The organism is Lentzea albida (assembly GCF_900111005.1).
Taxonomy (GTDB): domain Bacteria; phylum Actinomycetota; class Actinomycetes; order Mycobacteriales; family Pseudonocardiaceae; genus Lentzea; species Lentzea albida.
On the sequence record NZ_FOFV01000019.1, the window covers coordinates 56,257 to 77,498 of the forward strand.

Genomic DNA, 21,242 nt, shown 5'->3' on the forward strand with positions numbered 1-21,242 from the left:
CGCGTCGCTCGATCGGGCGTTGCGGACCCGTCAGCGGCCCAGTCCCCGCACCAGCAGCATGACCGAGTCCCGCACCTCCGCCCGCGACCGCTCCGGCTGGAACACCTGCCAGTCGAGCGCGATCACGAGCAACGTGCCGAACAACGCCGCCGACGCGGTGCCGACCTCCACGCCCTCGGGCAGCCGGCCCGCGTCGGACAGGCGCTTCATCTGACCGCGCACGATCGAGACGATGTCGTCGCGCAGCAGCTTGAGCGTGCCGTGCCACTGGCCGGGCGTGCGCCACAGCTCCGAGACGAGCAGCTGGCCGAACGCCGGGTACTCGGCCCAGAAGCCGAGCATCTCGTCGACCAGCGCCTCCAGCGAGTCCTCGGAGCCCTCGGCGGAGCGCAGCCTGCCCGCGAGGATCTCCACGCCGTGGTGCAGAAGCGCTTCGACCAGGGCGTCCTTCGAGGCGAAGTTGTAGTAGATCGTGCCCTTGGCGACGCCCGCCTCCGCCGCGATCTCGTCGACGGTCACCGAGGCGGCGCCCCGTTCGCCGACGAGCTTCAGCGCCGCGTCGAAGAGCTTCTGCTTGGTCGCCGTCGTCCGCGCGCTCACAGCACGAGCTCCGGCTTCAGCTTGGACACCGTCCACACGCGCTGCTTGTAGGCCGCCACGGACGACAAGGCTAGGGCTCCGACCAGCCAGGCGAGAAGGATCAGCGCGTCCTTTCCGACGCTGCCGAGGTCACCGCCGTACATGAGGTGCCGCAGGCCGTCGACCGCGTAGCCCATCGGCAGGCCGTAGTGCAGCGGGTACAGCGGCACCGGGATCGTCTGCCACGGGAACGTGCCTCCCGCGCTGACCAGCTGCAGGATCAGCAGGATCAGTCCGAGGAACTTGCCGACGGCGCCGAACGCGGCGTTCAGCGCGTGCAAGATCGCCACGAACGTCAATGACATCAGTGCGAGGAAGCCGAACGTGCCGAGGGGATTCGACGGCTCGATGTCGACCACGAACCGTACGACCGTGAACATCACGAGCACCTGCACGATGCCGAGTAGCGCACCTGGCAACCAGCCACCCAACGCGACCCGCAGCGCTGACTGACCGGCGGCGAGCGCACGGCGTGAGAGCGGGCGCAGCAGCAGGAACAGCACGAACGCGCCGATCCACGTCGCCAGGCCCAGGAAGAACGGGGCGAGGCCCGCGCCGTACGTCGCGGCCTTCGTCTGGGACAGGCCGCGCACCGCCACCGGGTCACCGATGGCCTGGGCGATCGCGGCGCGGGTCGGGTCGTCCTGGTTCGGGATCTTGTCGACGCCGCCGGACAGGCCGGTGCTCAGCTCGGCCGCACCGGTCGCGAGCTGGGTGGCACCGTCCTTGAGCTGCGGCGTCGCCGTTGCCGCCTGCTGCAAACCGGCGTTCAACGCCGTGGCACCGTCGTCCAGCTTGGCGACGCCGGCGGCCAGCGGGGGCATCTTGGCCGAGAGCTGCTCGGCGCCGTCGGCGACCTGGTCCGCGCCGTTCGCGAGCTTGCGCAGGTCGCCCGCCGCGCCCTGGACCTTGGCGTTGGCGTCGTCGACGGGCTTGCGGACCTGGCCGAGCGTGGTCAGCACGCGCTGCACCTGTTCCTCGGTGAAGCCGAGGGCGCGCAGCCGGGTGGCCAGGTCACCGTTGAACTGGTCGAGCCCGCCGACCAGTTCCTGCGCCTTCTTCGCGTACGTCTCGGCCTCGGTGGCGGCGGTCTCGTTGCCGGTGGCGACCTGGCGCGCGCCGTCGGCGAGCTTCTTCGTGGCGTCGGGCAACTGCGCGGTCTGCGGCCGCAACTCGTGCAGGCCGTTGCTCAGCTGCGCTGCGCCGGGGGCGAGCTTCTGGACACCGGTGTCGAGCTCGGTGATCTTGTCGCGCAACGTCGCGTTGCCGTCGGCGACCTTCTTCGCGCCGTCGGCGGCCTTGGTGGTCTCCTGGCGGATCGTGGAGAAGCCGAGCAGCAGCTTGTCCGCGGCCTCGGTGGAGACCTTCGCGGTGACGGCCCGGCGGACCTCGTTCACGACCTGGTTCGCGATCGTGGAGCCCAGGTAGTTGTTGGCGTCGTTGGTGGTCAGGGTCAGCACGCCCTGGCGCGGCTTGTTCTGCTCCGCCGACGTGAGCGCCTCGGAGAAGTCCTCCGGCAGCGTCAACGCGAAGATGTAGTCGCCCTTGCGCACGCCCTCGTCGGCGTCCTCGACGACCTTCCAGTTGAACTTCCTGCCGTTGAGCAGCTCGTCGGCGACGTCCTTGCCGGCGTTGAGGTCCTGGGTGCCCTTGTCCTTCACGACCAGCGCGGCGGGCACGTTGTTCAGGTTCGCGTACGGGTCCTTGTTGGCGTAGAGGTACAGCGACGCGTACAGCAGGGGCACGAGCGCCAGAGCCAGGACGGCGAGCTTGGGGAGCTTGCCGGAGGTGATCCGGCGGAGCTCGTTGAAGGCCATGCGAAGGGCGCTCATGCGGTGATCTCCATCTTGGTGTCGTTGTCCTCACCAAGGCGCGCGTGCGGGATGTCGAGGATGTGGGCGGAGGAGTTCGAGCACAGGACGACGACGGACCGTTCGGGGGTCACGAAGTCGTGGGCAAGTGCGAGCCACTCGCGCGGGTCGGGGTGGTACCGGTCGGGGCAGTCGAGGACCAGCGCCGTGACGCCGGGGCGTGCGGCGGCCAGTTCGAGCATCACCGCGCAGCGGGTCTTCGGCGGGACGTACTCGAAGCGCTTGTCCGCGTGCTCGTCGGCGGCGTGCTCCACCAACCAGTCGTGCACCGCCTTCTTGCCGGACGGCATGCGGTTCATCGCGAGCTCCTCGCCGACGACGGCGCTGAGCGTCAGCGCCTCCTCCGGCTCGTTCACCTCGGGGGCGTCGACCAGGACGACGCGCTTGCGCAGCGTCTTCGCGTCCGGGGACACGCTGCCCGTCGAGGGCTTCATGCGGCCGGAGAGCAGGAGGGCCAGTGCCGTGTGCCCGCTGCCGGGCTCGCCCGCGACCAGGGTCAGCTCACCGGGCTTCACGGTCAGCGAAGTCGGCCGGAGCAGGGGACCATGGCCCCCGTTGACACCTGCGCGACTTGCGTGGATCTCCACGGCATTACCTTCCCTTTAAACTGACCGGTCAGTGCAAATTCTCGCGCAGACCTCGGCCGCTGGCAACTCGGACATAGGTCACCTAAGGGCTGCGGCGGGGCGTACTTCCCAGACGGTCCACAGCGGCCGGTAGCCCTGGCGGGGCCAGAACACGCTGCTCAGGGGGTTCGGCGGGTTGTAGTAGAGGTAGGTGCCGACCGCGCCCATCCGGTGCAGTTCCTGGTGGGCGTGGGCGAGGAGCTGCTGGCCTATGCCGCTGCCGCGGGCGCCGGGCAGCACGGAGACGCAGTTCACGTAGCCCCAGCGGCCGCGGGGGAGTCGTGCGGCCGCCGCCGTGCCGGGCTCGGACGACACGATCGCGCACTCGGCGAGCGCCACGGCGATGCCGTCGCGTTCGGCGAGCCAGATGGGACTCGCGGCCTTCAGGCGTTCGACGAGCGCGCGGCGCTTCACCTGGGCGGCGTCCGGGCGCACGATCGTGGAGCCCACGTAGGAGGAGTACTCCAGTTCCGCGAGCGACAGTTCGAGGACCGTCTCCAGGTCGTGCGGAGTCGCACGGCGGATGGTGAGCGTGCGCGAGACGTGCTGCGCCGGCGTCCTCAAGCGCACGGCGAGCACCGAGAGCGGCACGAGCCCGTGGTCGAGGAACGCCCGTGCGGCCTTCGTGTCGCGACTCGGCCAGTGCACGACGCACGCCGTGTCGTCGCCTATCTCCTGCGTGTCGAGGTGGCGGCGGAAGCGCGTGAGCAGCGCGTCCATGCCCTGCGAGCCGCCGACCAGCGGCAGCATCTCCCACACCTCGGCCGCCGACCACAGCCGCGTGGTCGTGTGCGGGGCGAAGGTCTCGTGGTTGACGACCCCGGCGACGCGCGTGCCGTCCGCCAGCGCCGCCGTGAGGACGTGTCCGTCCGCGGGCGGTTCGGTGGCGGGTGGGAGTAACGGGTCCAGTGAGGCGAAACGGGCTGACTGGGCCGCCACTAGTCCGCGTGCCGAGGTCATGGCACGTCAGGTTACGACGTCAGGCGGGTCCGGAAGATCGCGGTGCCGGGGAAGAGCTTGCCGCGCAGGGGGCTCCACTGGCCCCAGTTGCGGGTGTGGCCCTTCGGCCACTCGGGCTCGACCAGGTCCTCGACCGCGAAACCGGTGTTCGTGAGAGCCCTGACGTAGTCGCCGAGGGTGCGGTGGTGCTCGACGTACGTGGCCCTGCCTTCCTCGTCGACCTCCACGTACGGCGTGCGGTCGAAGTACGACTGCGTGACGGTGAGCCCGAGCGGGCCCGGGTCGTCCGGGAAGATCCACCGCATCGGGTGGTTGACCGCGAACACCCAGGGCGCGCCGGGCCGGAGCACGCGGGCGAGTTCGCTGAAGACCTCTTGGACGTCCGCCACGAAGGGGACGGCGCCGAACGCGCTGCACGCGGCGTCGAAGGAGTCGTCGCGGAACGGCAGCTGGTCGGCGCTGGCCTGCACGAGCGGGACGTCGATGCCGGTCTCGGCGTTGTTCTTCTGCGCGTGCCGGAGCATGCCGGAGGAGATGTCGAACGCGGTGACGTCGGCCTTGCCGGCCTTGAGCCAGCGCGCGCACGGGGCACTGCCGCAGCCGACCTCCAGGATGCGCTGACCAGCGACTTCACCCAGGAAGGCGACCTCCTCCTCGCGCAGCCCCTCCGGGCACCACACGAAGTCCGCCGCGCCCAGGAAGTCGCCGTGCGTCTCGTGGTAGTCGTCGGCGTCCGCGTCCCACCAGATCCGGTTCGCCACGCGCGACTCCGCGGCGTCCGCCCCGCGCTTGACGATCCCGGCGGTGCCGAGCGCCTGTTCCGCGCTCGCGTGCTGGTTGGACACACTGCTCCTTCACATGGGGGCTGGTTTGCTTGCGCGTCTCGCGGCCGCGTACGATATCGCGTGCGTAGTGGGTTAGTGCTGCCCATGATCCAAGACCGCCGGATTCCAGGTCGCTGCGACGCTGCGCGCGCACCACTACCAAGCCATCAATGCCAATCCGTACCGGAGCCACCTACCTAATGTCCACCGACACCACCACCGCCCCCGTTGCCGCTGCGCCCAAGCAGGTCGCGATCAACGACATCGGGACGGAGGAGGACTTCCTCGCAGCTATCGACAAGACGATCAAGTACTTCAACGACGGCGACATCGTTGAGGGCACGATCGTCAAGGTCGACCGGGACGAGGTCCTGCTCGACATCGGCTACAAGACCGAGGGCGTCATCCCCTCGCGCGAACTGTCGATCAAGCACGACGTCGACCCCAACGAGGTCGTCAAGGTCGGTGACGAGGTCGAGGCGCTTGTTCTCCAGAAGGAGGACAAGGAAGGCCGTCTGATCCTCTCCAAGAAGCGCGCCCAGTACGAGCGCGCGTGGGGCACCATCGAGGCCCTCAAGGAGAAGGACGAGCCCGTCAAGGGCACGGTCATCGAGGTCGTCAAGGGTGGTCTCATCCTCGACATCGGCCTCCGCGGCTTCCTCCCCGCCTCGCTCGTCGAGATGCGTCGCGTCCGCGACCTCCAGCCGTACGTCGGCCGCGAGCTCGAGGCGAAGATCATCGAGCTGGACAAGAACCGCAACAACGTGGTCCTGTCCCGCCGCGCGTGGCTCGAGCAGACCCAGTCCGAGGTCCGCAGCGAGTTCCTCAACCAGCTGCAGAAGGGCCAGGTCCGCAAGGGCGTCGTGTCCTCGATCGTCAACTTCGGTGCCTTCGTGGACCTGGGTGGCGTCGACGGTCTCGTCCACGTCTCGGAGCTGTCCTGGAAGCACATCGACCACCCGTCCGAGGTCGTCGAGGTCGGTCAGGAAGTCACCGTCGAGGTCCTCGACGTCGACATGGAGCGCGAGCGCGTCTCCCTGTCGCTGAAGGCCACGCAGGAAGACCCGTGGCGCCAGTTCGCCCGCACCCACGCGATCGGCCAGATCGTGCCGGGCAAGGTCACGAAGCTGGTTCCGTTCGGTGCGTTCGTCCGCGTGGACGAGGGCATCGAGGGCCTGGTCCACATCTCCGAGCTGGCCGAGCGCCACGTCGAGATCCCGGAGCAGGTCGTGCAGGTCGGCGACGACGTCATGGTCAAGGTCATCGACATCGACCTGGACCGCCGCCGCATCTCGCTGTCGCTCAAGCAGGCCAACGAGGGCTTCACGGTCGACACCGAGTTCGACCCGACCCAGTACGGCATGGCCGCCGAGTACGACGACCAGGGCAACTACATCTACCCCGAGGGCTTCGACCCGGAGACCCAGGAGTGGCAGGACGGCTTCGACAAGCAGCGTGAGGAGTGGGAGCGCCAGTACGCCGAGGCGCACACTCGTTACGAGGCCCACATGAAGCAGATCCGCAAGGCCGCCGAGGCCGAGGAAGAGGCTTCGGCCGAGGGTGCGGGCAACTACACCTCCGGTGGCGACGCTCCTTCCGCTTCCGTCGGCGCGCCGGCCCAGTCGGGTGGCACGCTGGCCTCCGACGAGCAGCTCGCTGCTCTGCGCGAGAAGCTGTCGGGCGGCATGTGAGTCGCTAGCTAGACGCTTTGGCCCTCGCACCCTTTGGGGTGCGGGGGCCTTTTGCTGTGTTTGTCGTGTGTCTTGTTGCGTGCGGCCTGGTCGCCTTGCGTGCTTCCCCTGGGGCTCTGCCCCCCAGACCCCGGCAATCTGAGATGGGGGCCAGCGCTGGGGGCAGGCTGATGGCACGCCTGTTGCTTAGAGCGGCCGCCGGTTGCTTGGTTTGGTTGCGGTGGCGGTGGGGTCCCGTCCCAAGCCGCACCAAGAGCGGGCCACACCTGAGGGGTGGGGTCAAGTCGACGAAGAGCGTGTCGACTTGACCCCACCCCTCAGGTGCAGCAAGTGCTGTGGCGCGACTCGTGATGGGACCCCACCGCCGGTACCTCATTGCTCAGGACGGCTCGCCTGCGGCATCGCACCTATCGCACGGCTCGCCTCCGGCGTCGCGTCGGTCAGGCGTACCCGCTGCTCGACCCGCGCCAGCCTCTGCCTGCCGCCCCAACCCAACTCCCTCCGCTCCGCCACGCTCCCACGCCCCCGGCCCCCTCGCGTCAGCCCGACCCCCAGCCCGTCCGCGCCACCCCGTTGGCCTCCGTCCAAAGGCGCGCCGAGGTCCACCCGTTCACTCTGTGGTGGAGGCCCAACCTCGTTGTGTAGGTTGACAAACCTATGCGTGGGAACAGGTTCTTCGTGGCACTGGGCGCGGGTGTGCTGGCGGTCTGTGCGGGGTGCTCCACTGCTGTGCCGCAGACTCAGGCGCCGCCGCCGCAGATTCCGAAGATCACGCCGCCCACTACGCCCTCCCGGACGCCGGTGATGGTCGATCGTCCGGCGCTGCCCGACGACTGCGAGCTCGTGGTGCCCGCTGAGGTCATGAACGCGACGCTCGGGCAGGAGTTGCCCGGGGAGCCGCGGATCATCGTCGGCATCAAGGAGCCCGGGATCGGGCGCACCGGGAAGATCGACTGCTACTACGGCATTCCCGAGAAGCGGAACCTGCCGGACGCGAAGATCGTCATCGGGTTGTCGACGTACACGGACGACCTGACGGCGCGGACTCGTGTCAACGAGAGCGTCGAGGCCGAGCGGGCCGAGGGGGCGAAGGTCACCGAGGTCGACGTCGGCAAGCAGAAGGGGATGCTGGTCGAGGGCAAGGACGAGCAGTTGCTCATCGGGTCGCTCGGCAAGTCGACGTTCGTGGTGCGCAACCGCAACAACTTCATCCCCAAGGAGAAGCTGGTCGCGATCCTGCCGGTGCTCGCCCAGCAGTCGATGACGCCGCCCGTCTAACCTGGCGGCATGCTCAGGGTGGGGTTGACCGGGGGAATCGGGTCCGGGAAGTCGACGATCGCGCGGTTGCTCGCGGAGCGCGGGGCCGTGGTCATCGACGCGGACAAGTTGGCGCGTGAGGTGCTCGAGCCCGGCACTGACGGGCTGGCGGAGGTCGCCAAGGCGTTCGGTGAGGACGTGCTCAACGCCGACGGCACGTTGGACCGGGCCGCGTTGGCGGCCAAGGCGTTCGCTAGCGAGGAGGCTCGGCAGACGCTCAACGGGATCACGCACCCGCGGATCGGGGCGCTCACCGGGCAGCGGATGGCCGAGGCTCCCGAGGACGCCATCGTCGTGCACGACATCCCGTTGCTGGTGGAACGGGACATGGCGGCCGTGTACCACCTGGTGATCGTCGTGTTCGCGGACTCGGCGACGCGGCTGGAGCGGCTCGTCGGCAGCCGGGGGATGGACCGGCAGGACGCCGAGAAGCGGATCGCCGCGCAGGCCACCGACGAGCAGCGGCGGGCCGTTGCGGACGTGTGGCTGGACAACAGCGGTGAGGTTCCGGACGTCACGGCGTTGTGGGACCGGCTGGTGGGGTTCGAGAAGAACGTGCGCACGCAGTCGTACGCGTCCGGGGCGCCGAAGGTCGTGCCGTACGACGAGACGTGGCCCGCGCAGGCGCTCCGGATCGCGCGGCGGATCAGCCTGGCGGCGGGCGGCAGGCACGTGGAGCACATCGGGTCCACGTCGGTGCCGGGACTCGCGGCCAAGGACGTGCTCGACTTCCAGCTCGCGGTCGAGGACGTGGAGACCGCCGACGGGCTGCGGGAAGCGCTGGCGCAGGCCGGGTTCCCGTACGTGGGGCCGTACGAGGACACACCGCGCGGTGAAGGCGGGTGGGACAAGCGGTTGCACGCCGGCGCCGACCCCGGACGGCGGGTCAACCTGCACCTGCGGGTCGAGGGCGCGGCGAACTGGCGGTGGGCGGTCGACTTCCGCGACTGGCTGCGGCACGACGCGCAGGCGCGCGAGGAGTACGCGAACCTCAAACTGGAGCTGTCACAACGGTTCGCGGCCGACGGTGACGGGTTCGCCTACGGGGACGCGAAGGAGCCGTGGATGGTGGCGGCGGTGCGGCGCGTCGAGGCCTACAGGGGCGGCCAGGCGTCGTAGATGCCGTGCCACGTCAGCCACGACGTCAGGTTGTGGTTGACGTTGCTGAGCTCTTCGAGGGTGCGGTGGACCGTGCGCAGCGCCTGGTCGGCGTCGCCGGGGCGCAGGACGCGACCCGCGACCGCGGCGGCGAAGTCCTCGCTGCGCACGATGCGGGCCACCGTGCCGCCGGGGACGGCCAGGCCCAGCAACAGGTCGGTGGTCTGCCAGTGGCGGTGGTCGCGCTCGACCCGCACCGCCGACAGCACGCTCGGGCTGGTGCGCGCGTGCCGCGAACGCGGGCGGTGAGTGGTCAGCCGCAGGCCCAGTTCGGGCATCAGCCAGCTGACCTCGGAGTCGGAGAACGGGTCTTCCGGTGTGGGGTGTTCGATTCGAAGACCCCACCGTTCGACATAACACGAACTGAGCGTTCGCGAGCCGCCGGACGAATATGAGCGCACGCCCGAAATGGTGTCGACGACATCGACCAACTGAGGTGTAGTGACCGCTCCCACGCCGCCGAGGGTAGTCAAATAAGTGCGCCCAGTTACACGCCGGGTTGATTTGTTACGTCACGGTCAGATGACGATCACACTCTGTGTATCAACGCCAGGTCGTGGGGCAACCCGAATAGGTGAGCCACCGGACCACATCGTGACCGTGCGCTGAAATGCCCGACACCGCCGAGTAGGTGGTCTCCAACGCCCATTGCGCGCGTTCCGGGGAGACGAGTTGGTGTTGAACTGCGGAGATCAACTCGTCCGTGTCCAAAACAGTGACGCTGTGGCCCGTTCGGACGATCAGGTCGAGGTACAGATCGGTTGTTTTCCAGACACTGCCGATCGCGTTGATCTCCACGACGTCGACGTAGAAGTCGAAGTCGAGCTGGTGCCCGGGGTGCCACGACTGGCGCGTGACCCGCAGGTTCAGCTTCGGCAGGAACCAGCTCTCGAAGTGGCTGATCTTCGGATGCCCGGCGAGCGGCCGGAACATGTAGAGGCCCGTCGGCGTGAGCCGGAACTCGTCGACCCTCCTCAGCTGCCCCTTGGGATCGGTGTTGCTCTTGGCGTCCAGGTCGAAGTACTCGATCTTCGGCGGATGGATGTGTGCCACGTCAGCGATACTGCCATCGCCGGGCCCCGCGGCCACTTAGGATGCCGCGCATGTTCGGGATCATCCGCCCCTGTCGCAACAGAATGGGCGCTGAGCTGCGGTCCGCGTGGCTCTCACACCTCTGTGGAATGTGCCTGGCGTTGCGCGACGAGCACGGCCACCTCTCGCGGCTCGTCACCAACTACGACGGGCTGATGATCTCGGCCGCTGTGGAGGCGCAGTCCTCGGTCTCACGGCGCTCCGCCGGGCCGTGCGCGTTGCGGGGCATGAAGTCCGCGGACGTGGCCATCGGGTCCGGGACGAGGCTGGCGGCGTCGGTGTCGCTGGTGCTCGCCTCGTTGAAGATCCAGGACCACGTCGACGACGGGGACGGGCTCGCCGCCAAGGTGCCGTGGGCCGGGCGCGCGATGGCGCGGCGCTGGGCCGCCAAGGGCCTGGAGACGGCGTCCGACCTCGGCTTCGACGCGTCGGTGATGGTGGACGCGGTCCGGCGCCAGTCCGACGTGGAGGGTGGGGCCGGGCTGGGCAGCTCCGTCCTCGTCGTGACCGAACCCACCGAGACCGCGACCGCGTTCGCCGTCGGGCAGACCGCCGTCATCGCCGGCAGGCCGGGCAACGTGGAGCCGTTGCGCGAGGTCGGGAGGCTGTTCGGGCGGGTGGCGCACCTGATCGACGCCGCGGAGGACCTGGAGGAGGACAAGGCTTCGGGCGCGTGGAACCCGCTCCTGGCCACCGGGACGTCCGTCGAGGAGGCGCACCGGCTGTGCCTGGACGCCCTGGCGGGGATCAGGCTGGCGCTGAAGGACGTGGAGTTCACCGACGGCCGCCTCATGCACAAGCTGATGGTGCACGAGCTCGAGGAGTCGGTGATCCGGGTCTTCGGCAAGCGTCGGCGGCACGAGTACCCGCCGGACAAGCACCGCTGGTCGGATCCGGGCAGCGGGCTGTGGGCGTACCCGAGGCTGAACTGGCAGCGGCAGCCGCGCGGGTGCTTCGAGGGCTGCGGCGCGTTCCTCTACATGTGCGGCACCTGCCAGTTCTGCTGCCGCGACCCGTTCCCGGGCCCGTGGAGCGACAAGCGGCGCGACGGGTGTGACGGCGGCGACTGCGGCCCGAACTGCGACTGCAACTGCTGCGACTGCTGCTGTTGCCCGTGCGATTAGGGCTCTGAACAGGCATAATCGGAAATTGTCAGACCTCCGGCGTAACGTGCTTCCCGTGGCTTTCGCAACCGAGCTCCCGCCAGAGGAAAGCACCGTCAAGGCGCACTCCGAACACCGTCCCGTCGGCGACATCGTCCGCACCGACGGGCAGTTCCGCGTGGTCAGCGAGTACCAGCCGGCGGGCGACCAGCCGGCGGCGATCGCCGACCTCGAACGCCGCGTGCGCTCCGGCGAGCGCGACGTGGTGCTGCTCGGTGCCACCGGTACCGGCAAGTCGGCGACGACGGCGTGGCTGGTCGAGAAGCTGCAGCGCCCCACCCTGGTGATGGCGCCGAACAAGACGCTGGCCGCGCAGCTGGCGAACGAGCTGAAGGAGCTCTTCCCGCACAACGCGGTGGAGTACTTCGTCAGCTACTACGACTACTACCAGCCCGAGGCGTACATCCCGCAGACGGACACGTACATCGAGAAGGACTCCTCGATCAACGAGGACGTGGAGCGCCTGCGCCACTCGGCCACGATGTCGCTGCTGACCCGGCGCGACGTCATCGTGGTCGCGTCGGTGTCGTGCATCTACGGCCTCGGCACGCCCCAGTCGTACCTCGACCGCTCCATCCCGCTCGAGGTGGGCGTGGAGGTCGACAGGGACGCGTTCCTGCGCCTGCTGGTCGACGTGCAGTACACCCGCAACGACATGTCGTTCACCCGCGGCTCGTTCCGCGTCCGGGGCGACACGGTCGAGATCATCCCGTCCTACGAGGAGCTCGCGGTCCGCGTCGAGTTCTTCGGCGACGAGATCGACAAGCTCTACTACCTCCACCCGCTCACCGGCGACGTGGTGAAGGAGGTCAAGGACCTCCGGATCTTCCCCGCGACGCACTACGTGGCGGGCCCGGAGCGCATGGAGCGCGCGATCCGCGACATCGAGGCCGAGCTGGAGACGACGCTCGCGCAGATGGAGCGCCAGGGCAAGCTGCTGGAGGCCCAGCGCCTGCGCATGCGCACGCAGTACGACCTGGAGATGATGAAGCAGGTCGGCTTCTGCAACGGCATCGAGAACTACTCGCGCCACATCGACGGCCGCGGCCCCGGCACCGCGCCGGCGACGCTGCTCGACTACTTCCCGGACGACTTCTTGATGGTCATCGACGAGTCGCACGTGACGGTGCCGCAGATCGGTGGCATGTACGAGGGCGACGCGTCCCGCAAGCGCAACCTCGTCGAGCACGGCTTCCGCCTGCCCTCGGCGCTCGACAACCGCCCGCTGACGTGGGAGGAGTTCGCCGACCGCATCGGCCAGGTCGTGTACCTGTCCGCGACGCCCGGCCCGTACGAGATGGGCCAGTCCGGCGGCGAGTTCGTCGAGCAGGTCATCCGCCCGACCGGCCTGATCGACCCTGAGGTCGTCGTGAAGCCGACCGAGGGCCAGATCGACGACCTGGTGCACTCGATCCGCGAACGGGCGGAGCGCGACGAGCGCGTGCTGGTCACGACGCTGACCAAGAAGATGGCCGAAGACCTGACGGACTACCTGCTCGAACTGGGCATCCGGGTCCGCTACCTGCACTCCGAGGTGGACACCCTGCGCCGCGTCGAACTGCTGCGGCAGCTCCGCCTCGGCGAGTTCGACGTGCTGATCGGCATCAACCTGCTCCGCGAGGGCCTCGACCTCCCGGAGGTCTCGCTGGTCGCGATCCTGGACGCCGACAAGGAGGGCTTCCTCCGCTCCGGCACCTCGCTCGTGCAGACCATCGGCCGCGCGGCCCGCAACGTGTCCGGTGAGGTCCACATGTACGCGGACAAGATCACCGACTCGATGCGGCACGCCATCGACGAGACCAACCGCCGCCGGGCCAAGCAGGTCGCCTACAACACCGAGCGCGGCATCGACCCGCAGCCGCTGCGCAAGAAGATCACCGACATCCTGGAGGCCGTCTACTCCGAGGCGGAGGACGAGGTCCAGGTAGGCGGCTCAGGCCGCAACGCGTCCCGCGGCAAGCGGGCCGCCGGCGAGAGCGGCCGGTCGTCCGGTGTCGTGGCGTCGCACGAGCGGGCCGGGATGGCCCGCTCGGAGCTGGCGGACCTGGTGCAGTCGCTGACCGACCAGATGATGAACGCGGCTCGGGACCTCCAGTTCGAGCTGGCGGCCCGGCTGAGGGACGAGATCCAGGACCTCAAGAAGGAGCTGCGGGGGATGGACGCGGCCGGCGTCAAGTGATCCCCGGCGCCGCCGGTGGCGTGGGCGGCGCGAGGGAATCGCTGTACGAGGAGTTGGCCGGCGCGGGTGGCCTGGAGTCTGTTCTCCGGGCCGCATGCCCCGGTTGCGAGATCCGTCATGGGCGGCTCTCGAGGCGCTTTCGGCGGCCGGAAAGCCGCGGTGCGCGAGATCGACTGCACCGTGCACGTCACTCCGGTCGTCGGCCGTTGTCTGGCCGTTCGCGGACTTCGTCGCCGACGCGTACAAGGGCGGCGACCGCGTCGAGTTCGCATGGCGGACGGTCCGTGTGAGTGGACGGCATGGGCTGACGGAGTTCGTCGGGGAGGCGATGCGGGACCCGCAGCCTCGGCGGGCGATCGCAGTCGCTGTGCGGAGGTGCGCCGCCTCGGCGCCGCATCTCCCGAGGAGCTTCACGGCAAGCACCTCGGCCAGCGGTGTGCGGCATCGCGTCGGGTTCGCACGCCGCTCCTCCGTGCGTCGGCGACTGCCGGTGTCGCCGTCCGGCAGGACCGTTCGTCTTCGGCTCGCCCTCGGCATCGCGGGATCGCTGTGTCTACTGTGGATCGCCGCGTGCGCTGAGTTAGATCGCCGTGCCGGTGCGTAATCCCGTGTGGTCATAACGATTTGCGCTTCCCGCGTAAATCGCCCTCTGGGGTGAGATGTTCGCTGACAGCTTTCGTCAGGGGCTCGGACGGCCATGATCTCGGGGTGGATGTGGACTCCCACCTCGCCGCGGTGGAGCAGGCGCTTATCGCTGTGCGGCGCAGTCAGTCACGTCGGGCGTTGGCAGAGCTGGCTGTTCCGGCGTTTGACGTTCTTGATGTCGTGGAGGCGGCGGAGCGGACCGGGGCCCAGGCCACGGTTTCCAGTGTTGCCTTGGCTTTGCACGTCGATCAGCCCCGTGCCAGCAAGCTCGTGACCAGTGCTGTCGACGCCGGGTTGGTGGCACGGATCGCGGACAAGGCCGACGGGCGGCGGGTGTTGCTCGTGCGGACGCCTCGGGGGCGGGCCACGTCCGCTGAGCTGCACCGGGCGCGGCAAAGTGCTTGTGCGGTCGCCATGGCCGACTGGAGCGAGGAGGAGCGGGCGGAGTTCGCCCGGCTGTTCTCGCGCTTCGTCGCCGTGTTCGGTGCGCGATAATCCTGTTGTGACACTGGATGAGTTGATCGTCTACTGCGCCGGGAAGCCCGGTGCGGAGGAGACGTATCCGTGGGGCGAGGCCGAGTTGGTGTGCAAGGTCGGCGGTAAGGCGTTCGCCTTCATCGGGCTCGACCTGCACACGGTCGGCCTGAAGTGCGGTGCCGACGCGGAGGCCGCCGGGGTGTGGCGGGAGCGCTTTCCCGGCGACGTCACCGTGAGCGGCTACGTCGGGCGGTACGGGTGGAACACCATCGCGCTCAAGGGGGCCGTGCCCGACGACGACCTGCTGGAACTCGTGGACGGGTCCTACGAGGCCGTCGTCGCGCGGTTGCCGAAGAGGAAACGGCCTGCCGTCTAGCGGTCTTCCGGTTGCAGGACGCCGAAGATGTTGTTCTCGGTGTCCCGGTAGTAGGCGAGCAGGCCCACGCCCGGCACCTTGTCCTTCGGCAGGGCCACGGTGCCGCCGTTGACCTCGATGGCCGCGATGGTGGCGTCGATGTCGAGGACGCCGATCGTCATGACGTAGCCGTGGACGGGTGCGTCCGCCGCCGGCTCGGGGCCCCGGCGGGGGAGCAGGCCGCCGTTGACGCCCGGCTGGTCGTCGTCTCCGGTCACGATGGTCCAGTAGGGGATGTCGCCCCACTGTTCGACCTTCCAGCCGAAGACCGAGGTGTAGAAGTTCCGCGCCCGCTCGGGATCTGCGGCGTGGATCTCGAAGTGCACAGGACGTGACATGGGACGGCACGCTACTCCGGACAGTGGTTGTCCGCATTGGGTCCTACGGTGCTGTCATGGCAATCGGAATCCAGGTCACGATGGACGCGGCGGACCCCGGCAAGCTGGCCGCTTTCTGGGCGGAGACACTCGGTTACGTGGTGCAGCCGCCGCCTCCCGGGTTCGACTCGTGGGAGGACTTCGCGGTCAGGAACAACATCCCCTTCGAATCGATCAACGACTTCTCGGCGATCATCGACCCCGAGGGCGGCGGCCCGCGGTTCTTCTTCCAGCGCGTGCCCGAGGGCAAGACAGCGAAGAACCGCCTCCACCTCGACGTGAACGCCGGGCTGGAGGCGGTGGAGAGGCTCGTGTCCCTCGGGGCCACCAAGGTCCAGGAGTTCAAGGACTCCAAGGGACATTGGGTCGTGATGCTCGACCCCGAGGGAAACGAGTTCTGCGTGCAGTGAGCTAGCTGGTGATGTCCTTCGTCTTGAACTGGCGTGCGGCGAGCAGCGTGAAGATGCCGCCGTAGACGAGTGCGGAGAACGTCCCGCGGGCCATCTCCGACCAGTCGATGTCGGTCGACATCAGGTCGGCCCACGCCATCGCGTAGTGCGTCGGCAGGTAGTTGCGCAGGTCCCCGAGCGGCTCGATCTGGTCGAGGATCTGCGACAGGATCGAGACGAGCACCGTGCCGCCGACCGCGCCGAGAGGCGCGTCGGTGGACACGGACAGGAACATCGCGAGGCCCGCGACCCAGAACAGGTTGATCGAAATGTAGACGACGGCGAGTGCCGTGGCCAGCACGCCGTCGCCGAACGGGGCGGCCTCGCCGGTCGGGCTCACCAGTTCGCCCGTGCCGTACCAGATCACGCCGACGCCCAGTGCCACCGCGGGGAGCAGGGCGAGGGCGAAGACGCTGAGGATCCCGCTGCTGATCGCCTTCTGGCGCAGCAGGCGGTGCCTCGGGATCGGTGCGGCGAGCAGGTACTTGAGGCTCGACCACGACGCTTCGGACGCGATCGTGTCGCCGAAGAACAGCGCCACGATCATCGGCAGCAGGAAGCTGCTGCTCACGAACAGCGTGAGCAGCACGAAGTTGATGCCGCTCGCGGTCGCGAGGTCCACGAAGCCGCCGGAGCGGCGGTTCGGGTCGGACTGACCGATCTCGAAGCTCAGGGCCAGGATGAACGGCAGCAGCACCAGGAAACCCAGCACGAGCTGGGTCCTGCGGCGGCGCAGCTGCCGTTGCAGCTCCACGTGGATGCGGAGCGTGCGGCGCGCCTTGTACCCGACCGACGAGCCGTCCGGAGCCACCTCGGTGTGCTGCTGGGCGGCCGCGTCGGTGAGGTCGGTGAGCGCGCCGGGATCGGTGTGGACGCCGTTCTCGCTCATCGGTCCACCTCCTGACGGATCGGGGCCTTCGTGCGGTTCGGGTTCGCGGTGAGGACCGTGCGCACCAGGGGCATGGGTTCGGCGGGACCGGAATTGTCGGTGTCGCCTGGGATAATTGAGTCAAGGGGACCCCCTTCGCCGGCGAGCAGCGTGCGCTCGCTCGACGAGGGGACCTCTGCTTCGGCGTGGGTCTCCGCGGTCGCGGAGGCGGCTGCCATCAGGAAGTCATTCACCGACCAGCTCCAGGAACGCGTCTTCCAGCCTGCGTCGCGGGCCCGCCTGGTCCACCGCCACACCGGCCGCCACGAGGGCGGTGAGCGCGGCGGCGCGCGGGACGCCGTTCATCGACGCGTGCACGGCGCCCTCGTCCTCGTGCACGTCGTGCACGCCTTCGAGACCCCGCAGGACATCGGCTGCCTTCGAGGGGGAGTCGACGCGGAACGTCGCCTCGCCGCCTCCCGCCGCGATGTCGGACACCTCGCCTGCCGCGACGAGCTGACCCTTGTGCATCACGACCACGTGCGAACAGGTCTGCTCCACCTCGGCCAGCAGGTGCGACGACACGACGACCGTGCGGCCGGCCGCGGCGTAGCGGCGCAGGACCTCGCGCATCTGGTGGATCTGGGGCGGGTCGAGACCGTTGGCCGGCTCGTCCAGGATCAGCAGGTCCGGGAGACCGAGCATCGCCTGCGCGATCGCGAGGCGCTGCCGCATGCCCTGGCTGTACGTGCGCACGCGGCGGTTGACCGCCTTGCCGAGGCCTGCGATCTCCAGCGCCTCGTCGAAGTGCGCCTCCTCGACCGGCCTGCCGGTCGCCGCCCAGTACAGGCGGAGGTTCGCGGCGCCGGAGAGGTGCGGCAGGAAGCCGGAGCCCTCGACGAACGAGCCGATGCGCGACAGCACGGGCGCGCCAGGCGTGATCTTGTGGCCGAAGACCCGGATCTGGCCCTCGGTCGGGTGGATCAGGCCCATCACCATGCGCAGCGTCGTCGTCTTGCCGGCGCCGTTGGGCCCCAGCAGACCGAGGACCATGCCGTGCTCGACGCGGAACGACAGGTCCGTCACCGCCTTCACGCCACCGGGGTAGGCCTTCGTGAGGTTCGAGATGACCAGCGGCACGTCCGCGAGGTCGGGGTCGGAGTCCTGCGCCATGCGGCGGCGGAACATCGCGACGACGCCCGAACCGATCAGCACCAGCAGCGCGATCACGATGCCCCACAGGGCTCCCGTCGGGAAGCCCTCGGAGACGTTGCGACCGGGCACCACGGGCACCGAGATCTCGTCGGAGGCCAGCGAGATCCGGTACGCGGCGGGCTGTTCGGCGTTCGCGAACGCCTGGTCTGTCGTGGACACCACGAGGGCCAGCTTGTGCTCGCTCTCGACGGGGCGGACGGCGCCCGGCAGCGTCACGGTCACCTCGGCGGCGGAGCCGTCCGGCGGCAGCGCCACGCGCAGCGGTGCGACGATCGAGCCCGGCAGCGTGCGGGTGCCGTCCGCGGAGACGTCGTAGAGCTTCGCGAACAGGATCGCCTCACCGGAGGTCTGGTCACCCCGCGCGACCTTCAGCCGCACCGTCGACGACCCGGTGAGCAGCACCTGTGAGGTCAGTTCCTCCGAGGTGAACACCGCGGCCTGGCCCGGCATGTCGAGCGAGAGCCGCGACGAGATCGCCGACGACCGCGACAGCGCCGAACCGAGGCCCGGCAGGTTGCTGATCGACGCCGGGTTGCCGCCCGCCGGGTTCACCACGACCTGCTCGCGCCCGCTCAGCTTCAGCGTCCTGCGCTCGGTGGTGGAGCCGGGGGCGAGACCGGGGTACGACGGCGCGACGACCGTGCGCAGCGACGGCTGGCCGGACGAGCGGAACGCGCCCTGCACCGTGTACTCGAAGCCGGTGCCGGGGTCGGTTCCCCTGCCGCGCAGGTGGAAGTCCATCCAGTCGGCGATCTCGCCGCGCAGCGCGGTGCCGGGGTTGCCGCCGTCGTGGCCGCCCGCGTACCAGACCATCTTGACCTGGCCGCCGGCCGCCGCGATCTGGCGCGCCGTGGCGTCGGACTGGTCGAGGCCGAACAGGGTGTCCTGCTCGCCCTGCACCAGCATCGTCGGCTGCTTGATCTGGTCGGTCACGGCGACCGGGGACGACTTGCGCAGCAGGTCGAGCGTCTGCTGCGAGGCGGTGCCCGTCGTGGCGACCTCGGTGTAGGCGGCGCAGACCTCCGGGGTGAAGCGGCCGCACGCGCCCAGCGACGGCGTGGGCGGCTGCATGCCCTGCGCGCCCGAGTTCCCACCCGGCTGCTGCTGCGGCACGGTGGCCTGCTGGTTCGACTCCCGCTGGCCCTGCTCCGGCGCCTCACCGGTCGGTGAGGAGAGGTCGATCGACGTCATGCCCGCGGAGAAGAAGATGCCCGCCCACGAACGCTTGAAGACGCCGTTCTCGGCGAACGCCGTGGCGGACGGGGTGGCGTCCGTGCGCGGGGTCGCCAGCGCCGAGTTCGGCAGCAGCGACTGCGCGAGGTCGTTGTACGTGATGACCGGGACGATCGTGTCGACGCGCTTGTCGACGCCCGCGAGCAGCAGTGACAGCGCACCGCCGTACGACGCGCCTGTCACCCCCACGCGCGGGTCGCCGCCGCTGTCCTTCTCGACCTCGTCACGCGTGCCGAGGAAGTCGAGCAGCTTCTGCGCGTCGCGGACCTCGCGGTCGACGGAGTTCAGCGCGATCTGGCCCGTGCTGCGACCGAAACCGCGCGCGGACCACGTCAGCACGACGAAGCCGCGCCGGGCGAACTCCTCGGCCTGCGTGTGCACGCTGCGCAGACTGCCGCCGAAACCGTGCGGGAGCATGATCGCGGGCGCGGGCGTCTGCTGGGGCAGGTAGAGGCGGGTCTCGATCGTCACCGTCTGAGCGCTGTCAGGGCTCTCGGGCGCGTCGATGTTCGCTTCTTTGAAGGAAACGGCTACGGGGTCGTCTCCGGATCGAGTGAAGTACACGCCGCCTGCGACGAGGGCGAGTACCACGATCAATGCGGGGATCGTCCACCTGCCGCGAAGGCGGGAGAGGCGGGACACGGTGATGACGATATGCGAGTTTTGCTGAGAACGGCCTGTCGGGATCCGGCGGCGGTCTCAGCATGAGTGGATCTTCAGCGCGCCTTCAGGTAGGGCCTGTTCCGATCCGAACGACACGCTGCGTATTCCCGTTGTACCTGGTTGCGTGGGTCTGCTCACCCTGTGTGGCGCCGATGGTGCCTGGTGGAGCACAATAATCACGCAGCATGGAGGGGAGTACTCCCTAAGCGGCGGTGTCGTCAGTACGGAGCTCGGCGTAGAGCTCCCGGTGCCGTCGGTCGTTCGAGAGATCATCTCGGCGGCGGAGGAGACCTCCGGGTGAATTTGGCGTGCGCTGAGAATCCCGGAGGTTGGGTTGTGAACGTCCCCGCATGGTTGTGGCTCGCGACGATCGGTGGTCTGCTCGTCCTGCTCGCTGTGGATCTCGTGATCGTCGATCGAAAGCCCCATGAGGTGACGATCGGTGAAGCCGCCCGCTGGGTGGTCTTCTACGTGGCGGTGGCCGCCCTCTTCGGTCTCGGGATCTGGTACTTCTCCGGTGGTCAGTACGCCACGGAGTTCTTCGCCGGGTACATCACCGAGTACTCGCTCAGTGTGGACAACCTGTTCATCTTCTTGATCATCATGACCACCTTCAAGGTGCCCGCGATCCACCAGCACAAGGTGCTGCTGGTCGGCATCCTGCTGGCCCTGGTCATGCGCGGCATCTTCATCGCGGCCGGCGCGGCGCTCATCAGCCAGTTCAGCTGGGTCTTCTTCATCTTCGGCGCGTTCCTCATCTACACCGGCTGGCAGCTGGCGCGGGAGAACCACGACGAGGAAGAGGAGTACAAGGAGAACCTGATGCTGCGCATGGTGCGCAAGGTCTTCCCGGTGACCAACGACTTCCACGGCTCCAAGTCGTTCATCAAGATCGACGGCAAGCGCTTCGTGACCCCGATGTTCATCGTGATGGTCGCGATCGGCTCCACCGACCTGCTCTTCGCGCTCGACTCGATCCCCGCGATCTTCGGCCTCACCAAGGAGCCGTTCCTGGTGTTCACTGCCAACGCGTTCGCGCTGATGGGCCTGCGCCAGCTCTACTTCCTGCTCGGCGGCCTGCTCGCGAAGCTCGTCTACCTGTCGATCGGCCTGTCGGTCATCCTCGCCTTCATCGGCGTCAAGCTGATCCTCGAGGCGCTGCACACCAACAGCCTGTGGTTCCTCAACGGCGGCGAGCCGTTCCACGTGCCGACGATCGGCATCGAGGTCTCGCTGTCGGTGATCATCGGCGTGCTGGTGATCACGACGATCGCCAGCCTGTGGAAGGTGAAGCGCCACCCCGAGGCCGCGAAGCACATCGGGGCCGACGCGAACCACTAGTCCACACCTGGTGAAGTGGCACGTGCCCGAGGGCGCGTG

The 21,242-nt window shown here is 68.8% G+C and carries 20 protein-coding genes; 9 read left to right on the forward strand and 11 right to left on the reverse strand.

Going from position 1 to position 21,242, the window contains the following annotated elements; genetic code table 11:
• Positions 1-30: 30 nt before the first annotated feature.
• From BMY74_RS35520 to BMY74_RS35540, 5 genes are all read right to left on the reverse strand, one after another.
• Positions 31-600, reverse strand: coding sequence for a TetR/AcrR family transcriptional regulator (locus BMY74_RS35520; protein ID WP_177230086.1), 570 nt, complete (start codon positions 598-600; stop codon positions 31-33).
• Positions 597-2,471: a YhgE/Pip domain-containing protein gene (locus tag BMY74_RS35525; protein ID WP_089923489.1), complete on the reverse strand. Its 1,875-nt coding sequence runs from the start codon at positions 2,469-2,471 to the stop codon at positions 597-599. Before BMY74_RS35525 ends, BMY74_RS35520 begins: the two co-directional genes overlap by 4 nt.
• The gene (locus tag BMY74_RS35530; RefSeq protein ID WP_089923493.1) at positions 2,468-3,097 is read right to left on the reverse strand and encodes an ATP-binding cassette domain-containing protein; all 630 of its coding nucleotides are present in this window, start codon (positions 3,095-3,097) and stop codon (positions 2,468-2,470) included. The genes BMY74_RS35525 and BMY74_RS35530 overlap by 4 nt, the downstream gene beginning before the upstream one ends.
• A gap of 78 nt (positions 3,098-3,175) precedes the next feature.
• Positions 3,176-4,096, reverse strand: coding sequence for a GNAT family N-acetyltransferase (locus BMY74_RS35535; RefSeq protein WP_089923496.1), 921 nt, complete (start codon positions 4,094-4,096; stop codon positions 3,176-3,178).
• A gap of 11 nt (positions 4,097-4,107) precedes the next feature.
• Entirely contained in the window at positions 4,108-4,941 is an 834-nt protein-coding gene (locus tag BMY74_RS35540; RefSeq protein ID WP_089923498.1) for a class I SAM-dependent methyltransferase, read from the reverse strand.
• A gap of 179 nt (positions 4,942-5,120) precedes the next feature.
• On the opposite strand from BMY74_RS35540, the gene rpsA reads away from it, so the two are divergent.
• The 3 genes from rpsA (at position 5,121) to coaE (ending at position 9,047) form a co-directional block, all read left to right on the forward strand.
• Positions 5,121-6,611: a 30S ribosomal protein S1 gene (gene rpsA, locus BMY74_RS35545; protein ID WP_045315762.1), complete on the forward strand. Its 1,491-nt coding sequence runs from the start codon at positions 5,121-5,123 to the stop codon at positions 6,609-6,611.
• Positions 6,612-7,268: 657 nt separating this feature from the next.
• Positions 7,269-7,889 carry a hypothetical protein gene (locus BMY74_RS35555; protein WP_143091841.1) on the forward strand — a complete coding sequence of 207 codons (621 nt, stop codon included), beginning with the start codon at positions 7,269-7,271 and terminating at the stop codon, positions 7,887-7,889.
• Between the two features lie 9 nt (positions 7,890-7,898).
• Complete coding sequence (gene coaE / locus BMY74_RS35560; protein WP_089923513.1) at positions 7,899-9,047, forward strand: dephospho-CoA kinase; 1,149 nt, start codon at positions 7,899-7,901, stop codon at positions 9,045-9,047.
• On the opposite strand, the gene BMY74_RS35565 is transcribed toward coaE, so the two are convergent.
• Both BMY74_RS35565 and BMY74_RS35570 read right to left on the reverse strand, forming a co-directional pair.
• Positions 9,023-9,364 (reverse strand): hypothetical protein, encoded by a 342-nt coding sequence (locus BMY74_RS35565; RefSeq protein ID WP_245786537.1) that lies wholly within the window; start codon positions 9,362-9,364, stop codon positions 9,023-9,025. The two genes, coaE and BMY74_RS35565, sit on opposite strands and share 25 nt — an antisense overlap.
• 265 nt (positions 9,365-9,629) lie before the next feature.
• Entirely contained in the window at positions 9,630-10,139 is a 510-nt protein-coding gene (locus tag BMY74_RS35570) for a ribonuclease FAU-1 family protein (RefSeq protein ID WP_089923518.1), read from the reverse strand.
• Positions 10,140-10,189: 50 nt separating this feature from the next.
• Between BMY74_RS35570 and BMY74_RS35575 the strand changes: the two genes are divergently transcribed.
• The 4 genes from BMY74_RS35575 to BMY74_RS35590 all read left to right on the forward strand — a co-directional run bounded on the left by BMY74_RS35575 (position 10,190) and on the right by BMY74_RS35590 (position 15,018).
• Positions 10,190-11,302, forward strand: coding sequence for a DUF5685 family protein (locus tag BMY74_RS35575; protein WP_089923521.1), 1,113 nt, complete (start codon positions 10,190-10,192; stop codon positions 11,300-11,302).
• A 55-nt stretch (positions 11,303-11,357) separates the two neighbouring features.
• On the forward strand, positions 11,358-13,520 hold the full coding sequence (uvrB, locus tag BMY74_RS35580) for an excinuclease ABC subunit UvrB (RefSeq protein WP_177230087.1): 2,163 nt from the start codon (positions 11,358-11,360) through the stop codon (positions 13,518-13,520).
• Between the two features lie 708 nt (positions 13,521-14,228).
• Positions 14,229-14,660, forward strand: coding sequence for a MarR family winged helix-turn-helix transcriptional regulator (locus BMY74_RS35585; protein WP_245786538.1), 432 nt, complete (start codon positions 14,229-14,231; stop codon positions 14,658-14,660).
• A gap of 7 nt (positions 14,661-14,667) precedes the next feature.
• Positions 14,668-15,018 carry an MmcQ/YjbR family DNA-binding protein gene (locus BMY74_RS35590; protein WP_089923526.1) on the forward strand — a complete coding sequence of 117 codons (351 nt, stop codon included), beginning with the start codon at positions 14,668-14,670 and terminating at the stop codon, positions 15,016-15,018.
• Here the strand turns inward: BMY74_RS35590 and BMY74_RS35595 are convergent.
• Positions 15,015-15,395: a VOC family protein gene (locus tag BMY74_RS35595; protein ID WP_089923530.1), complete on the reverse strand. Its 381-nt coding sequence runs from the start codon at positions 15,393-15,395 to the stop codon at positions 15,015-15,017. The two genes, BMY74_RS35590 and BMY74_RS35595, sit on opposite strands and share 4 nt — an antisense overlap.
• A 56-nt stretch (positions 15,396-15,451) precedes the next feature.
• Between BMY74_RS35595 and BMY74_RS35600 the strand changes: the two genes are divergently transcribed.
• Entirely contained in the window at positions 15,452-15,844 is a 393-nt protein-coding gene (locus BMY74_RS35600; protein WP_089923533.1) for a VOC family protein, read from the forward strand.
• A gap of 1 nt (position 15,845) precedes the next feature.
• On the opposite strand, the gene BMY74_RS35605 is transcribed toward BMY74_RS35600, so the two are convergent.
• From BMY74_RS35605 to BMY74_RS35615, 3 genes are read right to left on the reverse strand one after another with little or no spacing between them, the layout of a single operon-like run.
• Positions 15,846-16,772: an ABC transporter permease gene (locus BMY74_RS35605; RefSeq protein ID WP_089923537.1), complete on the reverse strand. Its 927-nt coding sequence runs from the start codon at positions 16,770-16,772 to the stop codon at positions 15,846-15,848.
• Positions 16,769-17,005, reverse strand: a complete 237-nt coding sequence (locus BMY74_RS35610) for a hypothetical protein (RefSeq protein ID WP_089923540.1) — start codon at positions 17,003-17,005, stop codon at positions 16,769-16,771. The genes BMY74_RS35605 and BMY74_RS35610 overlap by 4 nt, the downstream gene beginning before the upstream one ends.
• Positions 16,998-19,841, reverse strand: coding sequence for an alpha/beta fold hydrolase (locus BMY74_RS35615; protein ID WP_089923544.1), 2,844 nt, complete (start codon positions 19,839-19,841; stop codon positions 16,998-17,000). The genes BMY74_RS35610 and BMY74_RS35615 overlap by 8 nt, the downstream gene beginning before the upstream one ends.
• A 357-nt stretch (positions 19,842-20,198) precedes the next feature.
• On the opposite strand from BMY74_RS35615, the gene BMY74_RS35620 reads away from it, so the two are divergent.
• On the forward strand, positions 20,199-21,203 hold the full coding sequence (locus BMY74_RS35620; RefSeq protein WP_089923547.1) for a TerC family protein: 1,005 nt from the start codon (positions 20,199-20,201) through the stop codon (positions 21,201-21,203).
• The last annotated feature ends 39 nt before the right edge of the window (positions 21,204-21,242 follow it).